Source organism: Shinella sp. WSD5-1, from assembly GCF_963942435.1.
Classification (GTDB): Bacteria; Pseudomonadota; Alphaproteobacteria; order Rhizobiales; family Rhizobiaceae; genus Shinella; species Shinella yambaruensis.
The window spans coordinates 272279-291905 of the sequence record NZ_OZ012599.1 but is presented as its reverse complement, the minus strand read 5'-3'; the positions used below and the strand labels follow the sequence as shown (position 1 = coordinate 291905).

At 65.1% G+C, this 19627-nt stretch carries 15 protein-coding genes; 6 read left to right on the top strand and 9 right to left on the bottom strand.

The window, feature by feature from the left end:
* The first annotated feature begins 9 nt into the window (after window positions 1-9).
* On the top strand, window positions 10-279 hold the full coding sequence (locus AABQ55_RS30065; RefSeq protein ID WP_244768751.1) for a helix-turn-helix domain-containing protein: 270 nt from the start codon (window positions 10-12) through the stop codon (window positions 277-279).
* Between the two features lie 3 nt (window positions 280-282).
* Here AABQ55_RS30065 and AABQ55_RS30060 read toward each other — a convergent pair whose 3' ends face one another.
* A complete protein-coding gene (locus tag AABQ55_RS30060) occupies window positions 283-1566 on the bottom strand; it encodes a cystathionine gamma-synthase family protein (protein ID WP_244768750.1) in 1284 nt (427 codons plus the stop codon).
* Window positions 1567-1691: 125 nt separating this feature from the next.
* Between AABQ55_RS30060 and AABQ55_RS30055 the strand changes: the two genes are divergently transcribed.
* Entirely contained in the window at window positions 1692-2150 is a 459-nt protein-coding gene (locus tag AABQ55_RS30055) for an Lrp/AsnC family transcriptional regulator (RefSeq protein ID WP_272808705.1), read from the top strand.
* Window positions 2151-2200: 50 nt separating this feature from the next.
* Here AABQ55_RS30055 and AABQ55_RS30050 read toward each other — a convergent pair whose 3' ends face one another.
* Window positions 2201-3532 carry a dicarboxylate/amino acid:cation symporter gene (locus tag AABQ55_RS30050; RefSeq protein WP_272808704.1) on the bottom strand — a complete coding sequence of 444 codons (1332 nt, stop codon included), beginning with the start codon at window positions 3530-3532 and terminating at the stop codon, window positions 2201-2203.
* 223 nt (window positions 3533-3755) lie between these two features.
* Here AABQ55_RS30050 and AABQ55_RS30045 point away from each other — a divergent pair, with 223 nt between their 5' ends.
* The 3 genes from AABQ55_RS30045 (at window position 3756) to AABQ55_RS30035 (ending at window position 7629) form a co-directional block, all read left to right on the top strand.
* Window positions 3756-5597, top strand: coding sequence for a sensor histidine kinase (locus AABQ55_RS30045; RefSeq protein WP_272808703.1), 1842 nt, complete (start codon window positions 3756-3758; stop codon window positions 5595-5597).
* Window positions 5594-6973, top strand: a complete 1380-nt coding sequence (locus AABQ55_RS30040) for a sigma-54-dependent transcriptional regulator (protein ID WP_272808702.1) — start codon at window positions 5594-5596, stop codon at window positions 6971-6973. Before AABQ55_RS30045 ends, AABQ55_RS30040 begins: the two co-directional genes overlap by 4 nt.
* A 209-nt stretch (window positions 6974-7182) precedes the next feature.
* Entirely contained in the window at window positions 7183-7629 is a 447-nt protein-coding gene (locus AABQ55_RS30035; RefSeq protein ID WP_272808701.1) for a VOC family protein, read from the top strand.
* Window positions 7630-7710: 81 nt separating this feature from the next.
* On the opposite strand, the gene AABQ55_RS30030 is transcribed toward AABQ55_RS30035, so the two are convergent.
* Window positions 7711-10161, bottom strand: coding sequence for a GcvT family protein (locus AABQ55_RS30030; RefSeq protein WP_272808700.1), 2451 nt, complete (start codon window positions 10159-10161; stop codon window positions 7711-7713).
* Window positions 10162-10249: 88 nt separating this feature from the next.
* Complete coding sequence (locus tag AABQ55_RS30025; RefSeq protein ID WP_244768743.1) at window positions 10250-11032, bottom strand: DeoR/GlpR family DNA-binding transcription regulator; 783 nt, start codon at window positions 11030-11032, stop codon at window positions 10250-10252.
* A gap of 449 nt (window positions 11033-11481) precedes the next feature.
* On the opposite strand from AABQ55_RS30025, the gene AABQ55_RS30020 reads away from it, so the two are divergent.
* A complete protein-coding gene (locus AABQ55_RS30020) occupies window positions 11482-12276 on the top strand; it encodes a GlxA family transcriptional regulator (protein ID WP_272808699.1) in 795 nt (264 codons plus the stop codon).
* Between the two features lie 39 nt (window positions 12277-12315).
* On the opposite strand, the gene AABQ55_RS30015 is transcribed toward AABQ55_RS30020, so the two are convergent.
* The 5 genes from AABQ55_RS30015 to phnA form a co-directional block, all read right to left on the bottom strand.
* Window positions 12316-14331: a putative 2-aminoethylphosphonate ABC transporter permease subunit gene (locus AABQ55_RS30015; RefSeq protein ID WP_272808698.1), complete on the bottom strand. Its 2016-nt coding sequence runs from the start codon at window positions 14329-14331 to the stop codon at window positions 12316-12318.
* A 2-nt stretch (window positions 14332-14333) separates the two neighbouring features.
* Window positions 14334-15497, bottom strand: a complete 1164-nt coding sequence (locus AABQ55_RS30010; protein WP_272808697.1) for a putative 2-aminoethylphosphonate ABC transporter ATP-binding protein — start codon at window positions 15495-15497, stop codon at window positions 14334-14336.
* 81 nt (window positions 15498-15578) lie between these two features.
* Entirely contained in the window at window positions 15579-16601 is a 1023-nt protein-coding gene (locus tag AABQ55_RS30005; RefSeq protein WP_272808696.1) for a putative 2-aminoethylphosphonate ABC transporter substrate-binding protein, read from the bottom strand.
* A gap of 296 nt (window positions 16602-16897) precedes the next feature.
* A complete protein-coding gene (gene phnY / locus AABQ55_RS30000) occupies window positions 16898-18352 on the bottom strand; it encodes a phosphonoacetaldehyde dehydrogenase (RefSeq protein ID WP_272808695.1) in 1455 nt (484 codons plus the stop codon).
* A 10-nt stretch (window positions 18353-18362) separates the two neighbouring features.
* Window positions 18363-19625 carry a phosphonoacetate hydrolase gene (gene phnA, locus AABQ55_RS29995; RefSeq protein WP_272808694.1) on the bottom strand — a complete coding sequence of 421 codons (1263 nt, stop codon included), beginning with the start codon at window positions 19623-19625 and terminating at the stop codon, window positions 18363-18365.
* Between the last annotated feature and the right edge of the window lie 2 nt (window positions 19626-19627).

Here is a 19627-nt window from a genome sequence, read left to right as displayed (position 1 = left end):
GATATCGACATGTACAACGACGCCACACTTGCCCCACGGACCGCTGTCGACACGGCCTATGACACGATCGGCGGGCGGATTTCGCTCGCGCGCGATGCCGTCGGCCTTACCGTCGAAGAGATCTCCGCCATTGCCGGCGTGACGGTCGAGACCTGGACCAACTGGGAGAACGACCGCGCGGAGCCCCGCGCCAACCGCCTCGACATGCTCGCGCGCATCCTGCAGGTCAGCATCGCCTGGCTGCTCGACGGGCAGGGCAAGGGGCCCATGGAGAGCTAAGTCCTAGCTCGCGTCGAGCGCCTGCACCAGATCGGCCACCAGGTCATCGGGATGCTCGATGCCGATGGACAGGCGGATGGTCGATTCGAGCACGCCGATACGCTGGCGCACCTCGACGGGGATACCCGAATGGGTCATCGTCGCGGGATGCGAGGCGAGCGATTCCGTGCCGCCGAGGCTGACGGCGAGCTTGAAGATCTTCAGCGCGTTGAGGAACCGGAACGAGGCCGGCTGCCCGCCCTTGATGTCGAAGGAGAAGGTTGAGCCGGCACCGCTGCACTGAGTGGCAAAGGTCCGGCCGGCCGGCGATGCGGGGTCGTAGAAGGGCAGGTAGTGGATCGCCTCCACCTTGGGATGCTCGCGCAGGAATTCGGCGACTGCTGCCGCATTGCTGTTCGCCCGCTCCATGCGGATCTGCAGCGTCTCCAGCGAGCGCCCGAGCATCCAGCAGGAATGCGGGTCGAGCTGCGTGCCGATCGCGCCGCGCAGTGCCTTGACCTGCTTCATGACCGCCTTGCGGCCGAGAGCCGCCCCGGCGATCAGGTCCGAATGACCGCCGACATATTTGGTCAGCGAATAGAGCGAGAGATCCGCCCCGTGCTCGATTGGCCGCTGGAAGACCGGGCCGAGCAGCGTGTTGTCGCAGGCAACGACCGGCACGTGGCCCTGCCGCTTGCCGATCGCATCGGCGACCCGGCGGATCATCGCGATATCGACGAGGCTGTTGGTGGGGTTTGCCGGCGTTTCGACGAGGATCACGGAGACGCGGCCCTTCTGCATCGCCGCCTCCGCCGCGGCCTGCACCGACGCCTCGCTGACGCCATCGGCAAAACCCACGGCCGAGACGCCGAGATTGAGGAAGGTCTTTGCCAGCAGGGTTTCGGTGCCGCCGTAAAGGGGCTGCGAATGCAGCACGGCATCGCCCGGCCGCACGAGGGCGAGGAGCGTGGTGGCGATCGCCGACATGCCCGAGGAGAACAGCGCACAGCTTTCCGTCCGCTCGTAGACGGCCAGGCGATCCTCGACGATCTCGCTGTTGGGATGGTTGAAGCGCGAATAGACGAGGCCGGCGCCCCTGCCTTCCGGCGGCTCCTTGCGCCCGGAGACGTAGTCGAAGAAGTCGCGCCCGTCCTCGGCGGATGCGAAGACGAAGGTCGACGTCAGGAAGACCGGCGGCTTGACGGCGCCTTCGGAGAGCTCGGGATCATAGCCATAGTTCAGCATCTGCGTTTCGGGATGCAGGGCGTGGTTGCCGATATGGGTTCTCGACGGATGCGGCGCGGTCATGAAACGTCTCCCTCGTTCGTGTAGCGATCTCCAACGACAAATTATATCAGAGGCGGCGGCGTTTCCTTGCTATTTGGTGCGGCTTGTTGTTTTTTAAAGCAACTTCTTGCGAGGAAAGCTGAAAATTGTCGCAGAAAATTGCAGATGACATCGACCGGCGCATCCTGCGCGAGCTTGCAGCGGATGCCCGCATCACCAACAACGAACTGGCCGAGCGCGTCGGCCTGTCCGCATCGGCGTGCCTGCGCCGGCTGCGGCGCCTCGAGGAAACCGGGATTATCCGCGGATATACCACGATCATCGATCCGGCCGTCGAGGGCTGGACGATGACCGCCATCGCATCGATCCGCCTCAGCCGCCAGCACGACGACGAAATCCGCATGTTCGAGGAGGCCGTCAACGGCTGGGACGAGGTGATCGAGTGCCAGCTGGTGACGGGCGCGCGGGACTATGTGCTGATGGTGATGAGCGCCGGCCTCGATCACTACGAGCGCTTCATCAAGGACAAGATCGCAAAGCTGAAATGCGTCGACACGATCGAGACCAGCTTCGTGATGAACACGATCAAGGCGCGGCGATCCTAGCGCCGCGCCTTGAGGAGGCTGCAAATTCCGGGTTCAGGCGAGGGTCGCAATCACTCCGCCGGCTGCAGGACCGGCACTGGTACCGGCGTTTCCTCGATGCCGCCGCTCAGCGCCGCATTCAGCTTGGCGACATCCAGCTCGTCTTCCCACCGGGCGACGACGATCGTCGCGACGGCATTGCCGATGAAGTTGGTCAGCGCCCGGCACTCCGACATGAAACGGTCGATGCCGAGGATGAGCGCCATGCCGGCAACCGGCACGGAGGGCACGACGGAAAGCGTCGCGGCAAGCGTGATGAAGCCGGCGCCGGTGATGCCGGCGGCGCCCTTGGAGCTCAGCATCGCCACGAGCAGCAGCAGGATCTGGTCGCCCATCGACAGCGGAATGTCGACGGCCTGCGCGATGAAGAGCGCGGCAAGCGTCATGTAGATATTCGTGCCGTCGAGATTGAACGAGTAGCCCGTCGGAATGACGAGGCCCACGACCGAGCGCTTGCAACCCGCCCGTTCCATCTTCTGCATCAGGCCCGGAAGCGCCGCCTCGGACGAGGACGTGCCGAGGACGAGCAGCAGCTCTTCCTTGATATAGCGGATGAGCGCGATGATCGAGAAGCCGTTGTACCGGGCAACGGCGCCCAGCACGACGAAAACGAAGAGGAAGGCGGTGAGGTAGAAGGTGGCGATCAGGAAGGCGAGGTTGGCGACCGAGCCGATGCCGTATTTGCCGATGGTGAAGGCCATGGCACCGAAGGCACCGATCGGCGCCGCCTTCATGAGGATGGCGACCAGCCGGAAGATCGGCGTCGTCAGGGCCTGCAGGAAATCGACGACGGGCTTGCCCTGCTCGCCGACCATGCCGAGCGCAATACCGAACAGCACCGAGAAGAACAGCACCTGCAGGATGTCACCCTCGGCGAAGGCGCCGACGATGGTCTGCGGTATGATGTTCATCAGGAAGCCGGTGATGGTGGATTCATGCGCCTTGCTGGCATAGGTCGCCACCGCATCGGCGTCGAGCGAGGCCGGATCGATATGCATGCCGGCGCCAGGCTGCACGACATTGGCGACGAGCATGCCCACGGCAAGCGCGAGCGTGGAGAAGGTGAGGAAGTAGATCATCGCCTTGCCGGCGACGCGCCCCACCTTCTTGAGGTCCGACATGCCGGCAATGCCGGTCGCGACCGTCAGGAAGATCACCGGCGCGATGATCATCTTGACGAGCCGGATGAAGGCATCGCCGAGCGGCTTCAGGCCGGCGCCGAAATCGGGATAGTAGTGGCCGACCAGCATGCCGGCGACGATGGCGACGATCACCTGGACATAGAGGTGGCGGTAGAACGGCAACGGGCCACGGTCGGGCGTGGCGACAGACGAGATGTGCATGGCTTCCTCCTTTCGCACCCCAACCAGCGCACTGGCTCTTCCCGGGGTGGCTTTGCTGCAATCGCAGGAGGTTCAGCAAGCGGCGTGCCAATTTGCATTTCTTCATTTAAGTGACTGTAATAAATAAACATTTTAAAATCGTACAAATCTCTAAAAGCAAAGGAGTGCGGATTTTCGCACTATTCTTCTTGAGGATCGTGCGGTTTCATGCTCAAAATCTCCGATGAACCCGCTTCCGACGACGAGCAGCCAGATCGCCCTCGACCGCGCGACGCGGCGGCAATGGGTGGCATTCGCCATTGCCGTCCTCGTCCTCACTCTTGCCGCGCTCTATGCTGCCGGCCTCTACGGCCGCGCCTCGGCCCTTTCGGGACTTGAGGCGCAGGGCCGGATCGATGCGAACCTCAAGGTCGCGCTCCTGCAGGCCGTTCTGGAACGCCCGCGAGCCCTTCCCTTCCTGCTGTCCCGCGACCGGGACGTCATGGAGGCCCTGGCAGGCACCGACGCCGCCCGGCGCTCCTTCCTCGACCGCAAGCTGGAGGAACTGGTTGCCGGCACCAATGCGGCGGTGATCTATGCCATCGACGACAAGGGCGTGGCGATCGCCGCAAGCAACTGGCGCGAGCCGACGAGCTTCGTCGGCAACGACTATTCGTTCCGCGCCTACTTTTCCCGCGCGATGGCGGAGGGCACGGCGGAGCATTTCGCGCTCGGCTCGGTCAGCAAGCGGCCTGGCCTCTACATCTCGCACCGGATCGGCCCGGCCGCCGCGCCCCTCGGCGTCATCGTCGTCAAGATGGAATTCGACCAGCTGGAGCGCGACTGGCACGAAACGCAGCGTCCGTCCTACGTGGTGGATGCCAATCATGTGGTGCTGATCACCAGCATCCCCTCCTGGCGCTTCATGACCACGCAGCCGCTGCCGGGCGAAAGCCTCGCGGCCATTCGCGAAAGCCTGCAGTTCGGCGAGGCGCCCCTCGCCCCCCTCCCCTTCGATCCGGTGGAGGGAAGCCTGCTGCTGCGCGCCGTCCAGCCGGGCGGCGGCGCGGAGACCTATCTCAGGATCACCGCGCCCGTCGCCTCGACGCCGTGGCATTTCGAATATCTCATACCGACCCGCGGCGCCGTCGACGCCGGCATGCGGGAGGCGCGCCTCCTGGCCCTCATGGCCGTCGGCGCGGTCACACTCATAGCCGCGCTCTGGCTGCGCCGGCGCCAGACGGCGCTTGCCGACGCCGCGCGCGATCAGGCGGCGCGCGAGGAACTCGAACGCCGCGTGATCGAGCGCACGCGCGACCTCAGCCTCGCCCGCGACCACCTGCAGGCCGAGATTGCCGATCACCGGGAAACCGAAACGAAGCTGCAGGCCGTGCAGGAGGACCTGGTGCAGGCCAACCGGCTCGCCATCCTCGGCCAGGTCGCCGCCGGCGTCGCCCATGAAATCAACCAGCCGCTCGCCACCATTCGCGCCTATGCCGACAATGCAAAGGTTTTTCTGACGCGCAACCGGCCGGAGCCGGTACAGGAGAACCTCGACCTCATCGCCGGCCTCACCGACCGGATCGCCGGCATCACGGAAGACCTGAAGGCGCTGGCGCGCAAGGGACGCACCGCCGCGGAGCCCGTCGTGCTGCAGGAGGTCATCGACGGCGCGATCCTGCTGCTGCGCAGCCGCTTCACCGGCCGGCTCGAACGCCTGGTCGTCGCCCCGCTGCCGGAGGGCCTGCGCGTGACCGGCAACCGGCTGCGGCTGGAACAGGTCTTCATCAACCTGTTCCAGAACGCCCTCGAGGCCGTGGAGGACCGCGCGGACGGGCGCGTTACTGTCTCCATCGCCGCCGGGAAAAGCGATGTCGTCGTTTCGGTGGCCGACAACGGTCCCGGCCTGCCGGCCGACATCCTCGCCTCGCTCTTCGAGCCGTTCAACACCTCCAAGGAAAAGGGCCTCGGCCTTGGCCTCGTCATCGCCAAGGACATCGTCTCCGATTATGGCGGCCGGCTGGAGGTCGAGACGGGCGAGCGCGGCGCCACCTTCCGGGTCCACCTGCGAAAGGCTGATGCATGAGCACGCCCGTTCTCCTCATCGATGACGACAGGCAGCTTCTACGCGCCACGGCCCAGACGCTGGACCTTGCGGGCTTTGCCGTGTCGCCGCTCGGTTCCGCCGCCGAGGCGCTGGACCTGCTGGACACGGATTTTGCCGGCGTCGTCGTCTCCGACATCCGCATGCCCGGCATGGACGGCCTCCAGCTTTTCGCGCGCGTTCACGCCCTCGACGCCGAGATCCCGGTCGTTCTCGTCACCGGCCACGGCGACATCGCAACGGCGGTCAAGGCCATCCAGGAGGGAGTCTACGATTTCATCGCAAAGCCCTTTCCCGCCGAACGGCTGATCCAGTGCGTCCAGCGCGCGGCGGAAAAACGCAGCCTCGTCCTGGAAAACCGTCGCCTGCGGGAAAGCGTCCGGCAGGCGGAGGACGACATCCCCCTGATCGGCCAGACGCCGGCGATGGACCGGCTTCGCCAGACGCTGCGCCAGATCGCCGATACGGATGTCGACGTGCTCGTCACTGGCGAGACAGGGAGCGGCAAGGAGGTCGTGGCCCGTCTGCTGCATGGCTGGAGCCGCCGGGCGAAGGGTAACTTCGTGGCGCTCAACTGCGGCGCCCTGCCCGAGCAGGTGATCGAAAGCGAGCTTTTCGGCCATGAACCCGGCGCCTTCACCGGCGCGCAGAAGAAACGCATCGGCCGCATCGAACATTCGAGCGGCGGCACGCTCTTCCTCGACGAACTGGAAAGCATGCCGCTTTCCACGCAGGTCCAGATGCTGCGCGTGCTCGAACTGCGCGAGGTGACGCCGCTCGGCACGAACGAGGTCCGGCCGGTGGATATCCGCATCGTCGCGGCCGCCAAGGTCGATCTCGCCGATCCCGCCCAGCGGAAGACCTTCCGCGAAGACCTCTACTACCGGCTGAACGTCGTTTCCCTCACCATTCCGCCACTGCGCGAGCGCCGCGAGGATATTCCGCTGCTGTTCAGCTATTTCACCGAGCGCGCCGCCCGGCGCTTCCAGCGCGCGGCACCCGGTCTTTCGGCCGATATCCTGCGCCACCTGCGCGAGCACGACTGGCCCGGCAACGTGCGCGAACTCTCCCATTTCGCCGAGCGCACCGTGCTGGGCATGACGTCCGCGGTGCTTTCGCCGCAAAGCCCCTCGCCCGAGACGGGCGGCGCCGGCTCGCTGCCGGAACGGCTGGAGCGGCTCGAGGCCGAGATCATCCGCGACACGCTCAGCGCCCATGACGGCGACGTGCAGGAAACGATCGCCGCCCTCGGCATCCCGCGCAAGACCTTCTACGACAAGCTCCAGCGCCACGGCATCGTCCGGCGGGATTTTTCCGCCGGAAGCGACAAGGCGGCCCCGGCGAAAACCCGTCGTTGACAGGGCCTTTCAGCGGTCGGCAAGGCCGGATGCTTGACGGGCCGATATCATGGGCCGGTCTCTCAATCTCGTTTGCGTCGTCGTGGCTATACGAGAGGCCCTGCCACGGGTTGACTCTGCAAGCCGTTTACGTTGATATCAACATCAATATCGCCAGGCAGCGGATCCTGCGTCGCGGACAAAACGACAACCACGAGGAGGAATGAAGCATGAAGATCGTGACCAGCCTGAGTTTCCAGGGACAGTGCCGCGAGGCATTCGAATTCTACGCCAAGGTTCTGGGCGGCAAGATCACCGCCGCCATGCCCTATGGCGAAGGCCCGCCGGACATGCCGATCAGCGATGCGAAGTACAAGGACTGGCTGATGCACTGTTGGCTGGACGTCGGCGACCAGGCACTGATGGGCGCCGACATGGATGTCGGATGGGCGCCCAACATCGACAAGCCCAAGAACGGCTTCGACGTCACGCTGCACACCACGGACAAGGCCGAGGCACAACGCTGGTTCGACCAGCTCGCCGAAGGCGGCAAGGCCGTCATGCCATTCGGCGAGACCTTCTGGTCGCCGGGTTTCGGCTCCGTGGTCGACAAGTTCGGCGTCCCGTGGATGATAAACTGCATTCCTCCGGCGGACTGGAAGCCGGCGCACGGCTGACAGGCGGCCGCTTGCCCGCCCGCAATCCGCCGCCCCGGCTCCGGGGCGGCGTTCTCCTTACCGGTATCGGGATATACGCCCCTACGCCTTCACGCGCAGCGCCTTCGGATCGTAGGCCGGCGCGAGGCAGGGCGTCAGCGGGAACCGCTCGCCCGCAAGGTCTATCTCGAAGCGCCCGGTCTCCAGGAAGGCCTTGTCGACGCCCGAAGGGTTCTCGATGAGGCCGAGAGCGACGGAGCGGCCGAGCGTGTGGCCATAGGCCGCCGACCGGGCCTCCCCGACGGGCTTGCCGTCCCGAAGAATGAGCTCGCCGCCCCAGAGCATGGGCAGCGGGTCATCGACGGTGAACTGCACGATGCGCTTCGACGGCGTGCGCCTGGCCTTTGCCGCGACCAGCGCCTCCCTCCCGATGAAGCCGCCTGCCTTGTCGAGGCAGACCGCAAAGGCAAGGCCCGCCTCGTAGGGGTTGATGTCCGGCGTCAGTTCGCGGCTCCAGGCGCGGTATCCCTTTTCCAGCCGGAGCGCTTCCAGCGCATAGTAGCCGCAATCGACCAGCCCGAGATCACGTCCGGCCTCCTGCAGCGCCTCGTAGACACCAACGGCAAATTCCGTCGGCACGATCAATTCCCAGCCGAGCTCGCCGACATAGGTCATGCGGTTGGCATAGGCGGTGGCGTAACCGATGTCGATCTCGCGGATCGTGGCGAAGGGAAAGCCTTCGCCGGAAAGGTCGGCGGAGGTGAGGCGGGCGAGGATATCGCGCGATTTCGGGCCCATCAGCGCCAGCACGGCATAGGCCGACGTGACATCGGTGAGGCTCACATGAGCGTCCACGGGGATGTTCTTGCGAATCCAGTCCGCGTCATGGACCGCCTGCGCCGAACCGGTGACGAGAAGGAAACGGTCGGCCGCAAGACGCATGACCGTCAAGTCGCTCTCATAGCCGCCGCGCTCGTTCAGCAGGCCGGTATAGACGGAGCGGCCGATTTCCACATCGACCTCCGCTGCACAGATGCGGTTCAGCGCTGCGGCGGCATCCCGTCCCTGCACGAGCAGCTTGGCGAAGGAGGTCTGGTCGAAGATGCCGGCCGCCTCGCGCGTCGCCTTCATCTCGCGCTTCACCGCCGCATGCCAGTTCTGCCGGCCGAAGGCATATTCCGTGACCGGCCGCTCGCCCTCCGCGGCAAACCAGTTCGCACGCTCCCAGCCCATTTTCGAGCCGAAGCAGGCCCCTTTCGCGGCCAGCCGGTCATAGAGCGGCGAGCGGCGGAAGGGCCGCGCGGTGTCCAGCTCCCGGTTCGGCCAGGGCATGGCGTAGTGCAGGCCGAGCGTTTCCTTGACACGGTCGTGCAGCCAGCGCGGATTGTTGTTGAAGCCTGCGAAACGGCGGATGTCGACGGGCCAAAGGTCCATGGTCGGCGCGCCGTTGACGATCCATTCGGCCAGCGCCCGCCCCGCCCCGCCGGCACTGGCGATGCCCATGGAGTTGAAACCGGCGCCGACATAGAAGTTCTTCAGCTCCGGCGCTTCGCCGAGGATGAAATTGTTGTCCGGCGTGAAACTTTCCGGGCCGTTGTAGAACGTCCTGACCTCCGAGGTTGCCAGCTGCGGCACGCGCTGCAGCGCACTCTGCATGAGGATCTCGAACTGGTCCCAGTCGTCGGGCAGCAGGGCGAATTCGAAATCGTCCGGAATACCGGCCATGCCCCAGGGTTTGGCCTCCGGCTCGAAACCGCCCATGACGAGCCCGCCGACCTCTTCCTTGAAATAGATGTAACCGTCGGGATCGCGCATCACCGGCAGGTCGGGATGCACGCCCTCGATGCGGCCGGTGACGATATACATGTGCTCGGCCGAATGGAGCGGCACGGCGACGCCGCACATCTTCCCGACCTTGCGCGCCCATTGACCGGCGCAGTTGACGACGATTTCGGCAGCGATCGGCCCGCGATCCGTCTCCACGCCGGTGACAGCGCCTTTCGCCGTAGCGATGCCGGTGACCCGGACGCGTTCGAAAATGCGCGCGCCACGGCTGCGCGCGCCCTTGGCGAGCGATTGCGTGAGATCCGTCGGATTGGCCTTGCCGTCTCCCGGCAGCCAGACGGCGCCGACGAGGTCGTCGATCGCCATGACCGGCCAGAGATCCTGCGCCTCCTTCGGCGAGATCACGTCGATGGCGACACCCTGCGCACGGGCGGAGGCGGCGGTGCGCTTCAGCACGGTCATGCGATCCGCCGTGCGCGCGACGGAAAGCGAACCGCAATTCTTCCAGCCCGTGGCAAGTCCGGTCTCGGCCTCCAGCTCGCTGTAGAGCTGCGTCGAATATTTGATGAGGCTCGTCATGTTGGCGTGGCTGCGCAGCTGGCCGACGAGGCCGGCGGCGTGCCAGGTGGTGCCGCCGCTCAGCTGGCCCTGCTCCAGGAGAACCACGTCCCGCCAGCCGAGCTTGGTCAGGTGATAGGCGAGCGAGCAGCCGATGATGCCGCCGCCGATGATGACAACCTGCGCCTGGGTTGGAAATGCCTGCGCCATGAAACGACCTCCCGAAGTGATGGAAGGCCGAAAGGTACCAAATCACCGAGAAAGAACAAGACAAAATATTACAAAAGATTACATTTCATCACGCGGGAATCAGCAATGCCGGCCCCCTGCGCTCCAGTGCCTCGCAGATCGCCTCCGGCGGGCGGCGGTCCGCGATCACCCCTGCTGCCATCTCGAAGCGTGGAATACGCAGCGGCGTCAGCCGGCCGAACTTGGAGCTGTCGAGCACGAAATAGGCCTTGCCCGCCGTCGCCACCATGCGGGAGCGCTGCTCGGCACCGTTGCGGGTGAAGTCGGTCACCTCGCCGTCGGGCGACAGGCCGCCGCCGCCCAGGAAGGCGACGTCGACGCGGAAATGGCCGATCCCCTCCAGCGCATCGATGCCGACGGCCGCCTCCTCGTCCGGGTCGATCTCGCCGCCGAGCATATGCACGCGCACCAGCGGCTGGCGGCACATGAGCAGCGCGATGGACAGCGACGTCGTGCAGATTGTCAGGTTCTTCCGCTCGGAAAGCGCCTGCGCGACGGCCAGCGTCGTCGTACCGGAATCGAGGAAGACCACCATGCCATCGCGCACCAGGCCGGCCGCCACGCGGCCGATCGCCGCCTTGGCATCGGCATTTTCCTCCCGCCGCTCCGTGAAGGCGGCCTCGGTCGGCTCGAACAGGGTCGCCCCGCCATGAACGAGATCGAGCTGGCCGCGATCGGCAAGCAGCTTCAGGTCCCGCCGGATCGTCTGCCGCGACACGTCGAAGAAATCGGCGAGCTCCGTGATGCTCACCGTCCCATCCGCCGCAAGGCGGCGCAGGATTTCACCGTGGCGACGAGGAGCCAAGGCTCGCGTGCTTTGAGAGTCAGACATGCCGCTATCTGCGATCATTTTTGTCGTTTTGACAAGCCGGACGGGAAAAGCCCGATCCAGACGGGCTTTTCCCATTGCCCAAGCGGTGTTCTTGCGTTCGACACATCAGAAAGACCCGCGATAACGTCCATTTATGTTGCATTATGTAATCTTTTTCCTCATCTTGCATTCTTGCCGACCCTTCACGCTCAGGAGGAGACAATGCAACAGGCATGCACGGGCGGCCGCTTCTTCACCTTCTATCTGCTCGACGGCTTTGCGCTGCATGGATTTTCCGCGGCCGTCGAGGCGCTGCGGCTCGCCAATGACGTGGCCGGCCGGCCGGTCTACGATTGGCTTGCCGTCACGGCGGATGGGCAGCCGGCCGTTTCGTCCTGCGGCATGCGCATCGCGGCCGACAGGTCGCTCGCCGAGGAGCGGGACCGACTGTTGCGGGTGGCGCCGCCCCGGTGCGTCGTCGTTTGCGGCGGGCGCATGGCACCGCCGCCCGACCGGGCACTGGAGGCCTGCTACGGCTGTGCGGCCGCAACCGCCTGGCCCTCGGCAGCTTTGCCAGCGGCCTTTATCCCCTTGCGCGCGCCGGCCTCACGGACGGGCGCCGCTGCGCAGTACACTGGGAGCATTTTCCGGATTTTTCCGAGCGGTTCTTCACCGCAAGGGCGCGCCAGACCGCCTTCGAGATCGACGGCAGCCTCTATACCTGCGCGGGTGGCAACGCGCCATTCGACCTGTTCCTGCGCCTCATCGAGGTGGATCTCGGCACGGACACCGTCAATCGCATCTGCGAGATCGCGCTTCGCGAGCGGTTGCGCGAGACCGGCGAGCGCCAGCGCCTGCCGCTTCAGGCCCGCCTCGGCACCGACAATGCCTTCCTGATCCGGGTCATCGAGCAGATGGAGGCGAACCTGTCCGAGCCGCTGAGGCTCACGGCCCTCTCGCCCGCCAGCGGGCTTTCCCGCCGGCAGATGGAGCGCCTGTTCCGGCGGGAGATGGGGCGCACGCACGCGCGCTACTATCTGGATCTGCGGTTGGAGCGCGCGCATCTCCTGCTCCTGACCGCGTCCCAGCCCATCATCGAGATCGCCATGGCCTGCGGCTTCTCCACCGCCTCGCACTTTTCCCGAACATACCGGGAGCGTTACGGCTGCACGCCGCAGCAGACGCGCCTGGCGGAAACCGCGCGGCGCCGTGCGGGCGGCAGGGGCAATGCTCAGGAGATGGAACGCGAGCGGCATGTCGCCTGAGGAGAAGATGCCGGGCGGCGCTGCCGCCCGGCATGAGGCCTATCGCCAGGCCTGTGTGCGCGCCAGCAATCCCCGGGCGATCAGCGCATGGATCAGCTTGGCGGCGACATTGGTGTAAAAGATCATCATGCCCATCGCCGCCGCCGGAGCGATGTCGCCGGCATCGTCCATGTTGAGCACGGCGACCGAGGCGAGCTTGGTGTCCGTGGCATAGAGGAAGACCACGGCGGAGACCGTCGTCATCGCATTGACGAAGAGATAGATGGCGATGTTGAGGATTGCCGGCAGGCAAACCGGCACCGTGACCTGGAAGAACAGCCGGTGGAAGGGCTGCTTCAGCGAGGCGGCGACGGATTCGAATTCCGGATCCATCTGCTTGAGGGCCGTGAGCGCGGTCAGGTGCGCGACCGTGTAGAAATGCGTCACGGTGCAGACGACGAGGATCGTCATCGTGCCGTAGATCGGGTTGAGCGGGTTGGCCGGGTTGTTGAAGAAGAAGATATAGGCAAGGCCGAGAACCATGCCCGGCACGGCCATGGGCATCATCGCCAGGAAGTGGAAGAGGCCGCGGCCGAACCGAAAGCCATCCGCCTTCTCGACCATATAGGCGCCGGCGAAGACGACAAGCGAGCCGAACAGCGCCGTCAGCAAGGCGAGCCGGATGGAGTTGCCATAGGCCGCCCAGCCGCCGCCGTCCATCAGGTCGAAGGCGAAGTTCTTCGTCGTCAGCGTCAGGTCATAGGGCCAGAACTTCACCACCGCCGCGACCTGGCACATGGCGATCATGCCGAGGATGAACAGGCTGACGAGGCAGGCGAAGGCAAAGCACGGTGCGTCCACGCGCACGTTCGGCTTCGGCGCATAGGGCACGGCCCGGGCGGAGAGCAGTGCCACCTGCCGCTTCTGCATGCGCCGGTCGACGGCAAAGGCGAGCACGGCCGGCACGAGCAGGATGACGGAGACGACCGCCCCCATCTCGAAATTCTGCTGGCCGATGACCTGCTTGTAGATATCGACGGCGAGCATGCCGTACTGCCCGCCGATCACCTTGGGCAGACCGAAGTCGGTGATGACCAGCGTGAAGACGACAAAGGCGGCCGAGACGATGCCATAGCGCGCGCCGGGCACCGTGACCGTCCGGAAGGTACGCCACTTGCCCGCCTTCAGCGAGGCGGCGGCCTCGTAGTGCCGCGCATCGGCGACGGACAGCGCCGTCAGGATGATCAGGAAGGCATGCGGCAGGGTGAAGAACACCGAGCCGATAACGATGCCGATCGGCCCATAGATGGAGTAGCCGAGCAACCAGTCCTTGAAGACCCCCTGGTTGCCGAAGAGATAGACGAGCGCGATGCCGGGAAGCAGCGAGGGCACGAGGATCGGGATCGTCAGGATGCCGCGGAAGAGGCCTTTCAGCGGCATGCAGCTGCGCGTCAGCCCATAGGCGAGCGCAAAGGCGATGGAAACGGTGACGACCGTGCTGATCGCCGCCATCAGCACCGAATTGTAGATCGACTGGGCGAGCGCCGGCGTGGAAAAATAAGTCGAAAAGTTCTCAAGGCCGATGGTGCGCGCCGGGCGCAACACGACACGGCGGAACGTGCCGGAATCGTATTCACGCCACGCCGTCCCCTTCTCCAGCGTCGAACCGACGAGAAAGGCCGCGTCCTCGTCCACGCCGCGGATGCGGTAGTTCACGGGGCTGCGGAAGCTGAATTCCGGAAAGAATTTTGTCGCCGCAAGCCGGCCGTCGGAATTGGTGGACAGGTCCGCCTTCGCGATGGCGCCGGCCTGCCGGTTGAGCGCGTCGGCCGTGACGACCGGCCCCCAGTTCGCGCCCGTCCCGTCACTGACCTGGAACTCGTAGGCCGTAAGGTCGAACCGGTAGGTCGACAGCGACTTCGACAGCATGACGAAGAGCGGCGCGCCGAGCGCGATGACGAGATAAAGGCCGATGACGGCCATGAAGCCGAGCTTGATGCGGTCGTCGCGGGAGGTCTGCTGGCGCAGGTGCTTGCCGGCGAGCGGCGGGTGGGCTGTCTCAAGGGCGATGGCCATCCTCAGGCGCTCCTCGGATAGAGCAGCAGGCGCTCGCGCGGGATTTCCACCTGGATGACTCCCCCCGTCTCGATGCTGAGCCGGCGCACGGCATTGACGGAGAAATCGGCGACGAGCGTGCGCTCGCCGAGCCGTGGCGCGGTCAGGCGCGTGCGCCAGAACATGCCGAGGAACTCCATTTCCCGCACCTCGGCGTCGATGAGGTTTTGCGGCGTCGCGGGCCGGTCGATGGCGTTGACGGCATGGGCATGCGCACCGTGCGGGATGATGTCGACCGGGCGCACGACGGCGGTTGCGGCTTGCCCGGCCGCAAAACCGTCCGTCGCGCAACAGAAGGCCGAATGGCCGATCTCGACCTCGCCGCCCCGGACGACCTTCGCCGGGAACTGGTTGGTCTCGCCGATGAAATCGGCGACGAACAGCGTTTCGGGATAGCGGTAGATCTCCGTGGGCGAGCCGACCTGCTCGATGACGCCATGGTTCATCACGACGATGCGGTCGGCCATGGCAAGCGCCTCTTCCTGGTCGTGCGTCACCATGATGGTGGTGACGCCGAGCTTGCGCTGCAACGCCTTGATCTCGTGGCGCAGGTGCACGCGCACCTTGGCGTCGAGCGCCGAGAGCGGCTCGTCGAGCAGGAGCAGGCCCGGCGAGATGGCGATGGCGCGGGCGAGCGCGATGCGCTGCTGCTGGCCGCCGGAAAGCTGGGCGGGATACTTCTTGCCATGAGCCGAAAGGCCGACCGTTTCCAGAAGTTCGGACACGCGGGAGGCCACCGCCGCCTTGGACCGGCCGGTATTCTCCAGGCCGAAGGCGATGTTCTGCTCGATGGTGAGGTTCGGGAAGAGCGCGTAGGACTGGAAGACGATGCCGTAGTCGCGGCTGGAGGCCGGCAGGGTGGAGATATTGCGGCCGCCTTGCAGGATGGTGCCCTGCGACTGCAGGTCAAGGCCGGCGATCGCCCTGAGAAGAGTCGTCTTGCCGCAACCGGAAGGGCCAAGGAAACAGATGAACTCGCCCCTGGCAATGCTGAGCGAAATATCGCGCAGCGCGACGAAATCGCCGTACGCCTTCCACAGATCGGTGATCTCCAGATAGGGGGCCGCGGGATCGGCGGCGCGGGGAAGGCTCGTGGGCGTCGGTTCGATCGACAGGGCATGTCTCATCGGCAAGCTCCGCTGGCTTCAGGGATTTCAGGAGAATGCGATGGGCGGAGCGCAAAAAGGCGCCCCGCCCGGCCGATCAGATCAGCTCTTCGGCTCCGACTTGGCGTCGTAGCGCTTCTGCCATTCCTTCAGAATGGTGGTACGGTTGTTGGCCGCCCATTCGAAGTCGTTGTCGATCATCCTGGAGGCGATGTCCGACGGCAGGTGCTCGACCTCCTTGGCGACGCCCGGATAGGCAACCACCGCGTAGCCGACGTTGTACATCTCGTTGGCTTCCTTGGTGATCGACCAGTCGACCAGCGTCTTGGCGGCCTCGAGGTTCGCCGTGCCGGCGATGATCGCCGTCGCCTCGGCTTCCCAGCCGGAGCCTTCCGAGGGGAAGATGATGTCGATCGGCGCGCCGGCGCTCTTGGCCTTGGCGCCGGGGAACTCGAAGGAGACGCCGATCACCGCTTCGCCGGCGCCCGCCATCTTGCAGGGTTTCGAGCCGGAATGGGTATAGGCGGAGATGTTCTCGTTGAGCTTGTCCATGAAGTCCCAGGCCTTCTCCTCGCCCCACATCTGCATCCAGCCGGAGACGTCGAGGAAGCCTGTGCCCGACGACGCCGGGTTCGGCATCACGATATGGCCCTTGTATTCCGGCTTGGTGAGATCCTCCCAGCTCGCCGGCGCCGTCAGGCCGAGCTTTTCGCCTTCCACCGTGTTGTAGCAGAGCGCGGCGACATAGGCGTCCATGCCGACCCAGCTCGGCGGATTGTCCTTGTCGACGAATTTCTTGTCGAGTGCTTCGACGCCCTTCGGCGCGTAGCTTTCCAGCATGCCCTCCGTCTTGAGAAGAAGCAGCGAGGTGGCGGCAAGGCCCCAGACGACGTCTGCCTGCGGATTGTCCTTTTCGGCGAGCAGCTTGGCGGTCATCACGCCGGTGGAATCGCGCACCCAGTTGATCTTGATGTCGGGGTGGGCCTTCTCGAAGGTCGCCTTGTAGCGGTCGAGGTCGACGGCCTCGACGGCGGTATAGACAGTGAGCTGGGTTTCAGCGAAGGCAATGGTCGGAAGCACGGCGGAAACCGCGCCGGCAAGCATAAAAAGCATGCGTCTGTTCATGATTGAAAATCTCCTCTGAAGGCCTGGAAAAATCCGGGAAGCGCGGCGGGCGATCTAGATGTCACCCTTCATATGATCGGCTTCCAGAGGCATTCTGGCAGGGGTTTTTGGTAAGTAAAATTTATTATTCTTATCGTTTGGAAGATAAAAATTATAGGAAAACTGCCGTTTGAACAGGCAATTCAGAACCCGTAGCCGCCGGAATCATCACGCTCCGCGAGAAAAACAGGCAACAAAAAAGGGAGCCGCACGAAGCGGCTCCCAGGAGGGGTGATCCCGCAGGGGATTGCTTCAGATCACCACGGCAAGGAGAAGGTTTTCACGTTGGTAAAGCTCTTCATTGCCTCGATGACGCCTTCCTTGTAGCCGTTGCCCGAATCCTTGATGCCGCCGAAGGGGCTCATCTCGATGCGGTAGCCAGGCACCTCCCAGATGTTCACCGTACCGACCTTCAGGCCGGCGATGTATTTCTGCATGCGGCGGAAATCGTTGGTGCAGACGCCGGAGGAAAGGCCGAAGGCGGTGGAGTTGGAGAGCGCGATCAGCGCATCGTCATCATCCGGCGCGCGGACGATCGGGATGATCGGCGCAAAGGTCTCCTCCATGACGAGCTCGCTCGCATGGGAGACGCGGTCGACGACGATCGGCGGCAGGAGGGCGCCCTTGCGGCCGGGATCGTAGAGGATCTCCGCCCCTTCTTCCGCTGCCTGGTGCACCCGGCGCTCGAAGACCTCCGCGGCCTTGGCGTGCACCACCGTGCCGAGTTCCGTGGCGCGGTCCATGGGATCGCCGAATTTCAGCTTCTTCGCCCGCTCCAGCACCAGCGGCACGAAGCGGTCGGCGACGCGCTCCTGGCAGAGGATGCGCTTGACCGCCGTGCAGCGCTGGCCGGAATTCTTCGTCGCGCCGGCCACCGCAAGGTCGGCCGCCCTGGCGAGGTCGTCGTCGGAGAGGTCGTTGAGGATGATCAGCGGATCGTTGCCGCCGAGTTCGAGGATCTGGCGCTTGTAGTGGGCGTGCGCGGCGATCAGCTTGCCGACGGGCACGCTGCCGGTGAAGGTTATCAGGTCGAAATTCGGGTTGGTGATCATCTCCATGCCGATATCGCCCGGCCAGCCGGTGACGACGGAGAGCATTTCCGGCGGCAGGCCGGCTTCATAGAGGATGTCGGCGAAGACGAGCGCCGTCATCGGCGTCAGCTCCGTCGGCTTCAGCACGACGCAATTGTTGGTCGCGATCGCCGGGGCGACCTTGTGCGCCACCATGTTGAGCGGGTGGTTGAAGGGCGTGATCGCCGAGATGGCGGTCAGAGGCTCGCGCGTGGTGAAGATCTTGCGCGCCTTGCCGTGTGGAGTGAGATCGCAGGAGAAGATCTCGCCGTCGTCATGGATGCACATCTGGCCGGACAGCGTCAGCACGTCGAAGGCGCGGCCCACCTCGTAGAGCGAATCCTGCTTGGAAATGCCAAGCTCCAGCGTGATGAGGTCGGAAATCTCCTCCTTGCGGGCGACCAGCAGTTCGGCCGCCTTCAGGAGAATGCGCTGGCGCTCGTAGCGCGTCAGCTTCGGCTGGTAGGCGGCCGCGATCTCGAAGGCCTTTCTGGCATGCTCGGCATTGCCGGCCGGCACGGTGCCGATGACGGCATCGTTCCAGGGGTAGTGCACCTCGACCCGCCCCTCGGTATCGACCATCCTGCCGGCGATCCGCATGGGCTCGTGGCGGATCGCGAATGTCGTTTCCACTTTGGTCATCGCTCCCTCCTCAGTGCGCCGGCTGCGCGGCGGCGACGAGCGCGTAGTAGAAGGCGTCGAAATTGCGCAGCGTACCGGCGGAAGACAGTTCCGGCAGCGTGCGGTTGGCGATGAAGGGAACTTCCTGTTCCGTCAGGCCGCCGTGCGAGCGCAGCGGCTCGTTGAGCGCGGCAAGGTCATGCCGGTGCTCGCTGGTGCCGAGCGTCTTGTTCTCCGAGGAGACGAGCACGATGTCGCCGATGCGGTCGTCCGGCAGCTCGAAGCGCACACAGGCTTCCGGCCGCGACAGCACGACGTCGATACCCTCGATCGCCTTCAGCCGCTCGATGATCTCCTCCTTGTCGGCCATTTCCGGCAGATAGGCGGTGGCGAAGGAGCCGAGCGCGCCGTGATGCACGACATAGGGGTCGGTGATCGGCAGGATGACGCGGGCGGCATCCTTGCCGAGCCATTCGTCAAGCAGGTCCTGCACGTAGATGACGTCGGGCGAACCGTCCGCCTTGTGCTTCGGCTTCATGCCATGGTCGGCCGTGACGACGATCGCCGCACCGAGCGCGTCGAGTTCGGTCAGGTACTTGTCGAACATCTCGTAGAAGGAATTGGCCTCCGGCACGCCCGGCGCATATTTGTGCTGCACATAGTCGGTGGTGGTCAGGTACATGACGTCGGGGCGGAATTCCTTGAGGAGCTTCACACCCGCGGCGAAGACGAATTCCGAGAGATCGGCGGAATAGACCTCCGGCACCGGCCGGCCGAGCCAGGCCGAGGCGTTGTCGAGGCCGTTTTCGGCCTTGGTCGTGGTATCGGACTTTTCCGAGGAGAAGCAGACGGCGCGGCCCTCGTCGAACTTCAGGCCATGGCCGAGCAGCGCCCGCAGCTTGTCCTTCGCCGTCACCACGGCGACCTTGGCGCCGGCATCGTAGAAGGCCTTGAAGACGGTCGGCGCGCGGAGGAACCGCGGGTCGTTCATCATCACTTCCTTGCCGGTCGCGGGTTCGTAGAGATAGTTGCCGCAGATGCCGTGGATCGCCGGCGGGCGGCCGGTGGCGATGGACAGGTTGTTCGGGTTGGTGAAGCTCGGGATGACGCTGAGCGCGGTGCGCTCCGTGCCGGTCTTGCGGATGCGTGCCAGCGTCGGCATCAGGCCGGCCTTGATGGCCTCGTCGAGATAGGCCGGCTCGCAGCCGTCGAGGCAGATGGCGATGGCCGGGACGTTCGGCCAGGGATAGGTGCGGCGGTTGGCGGTGACGGTGATCTTGGACATCTGGTTCATCG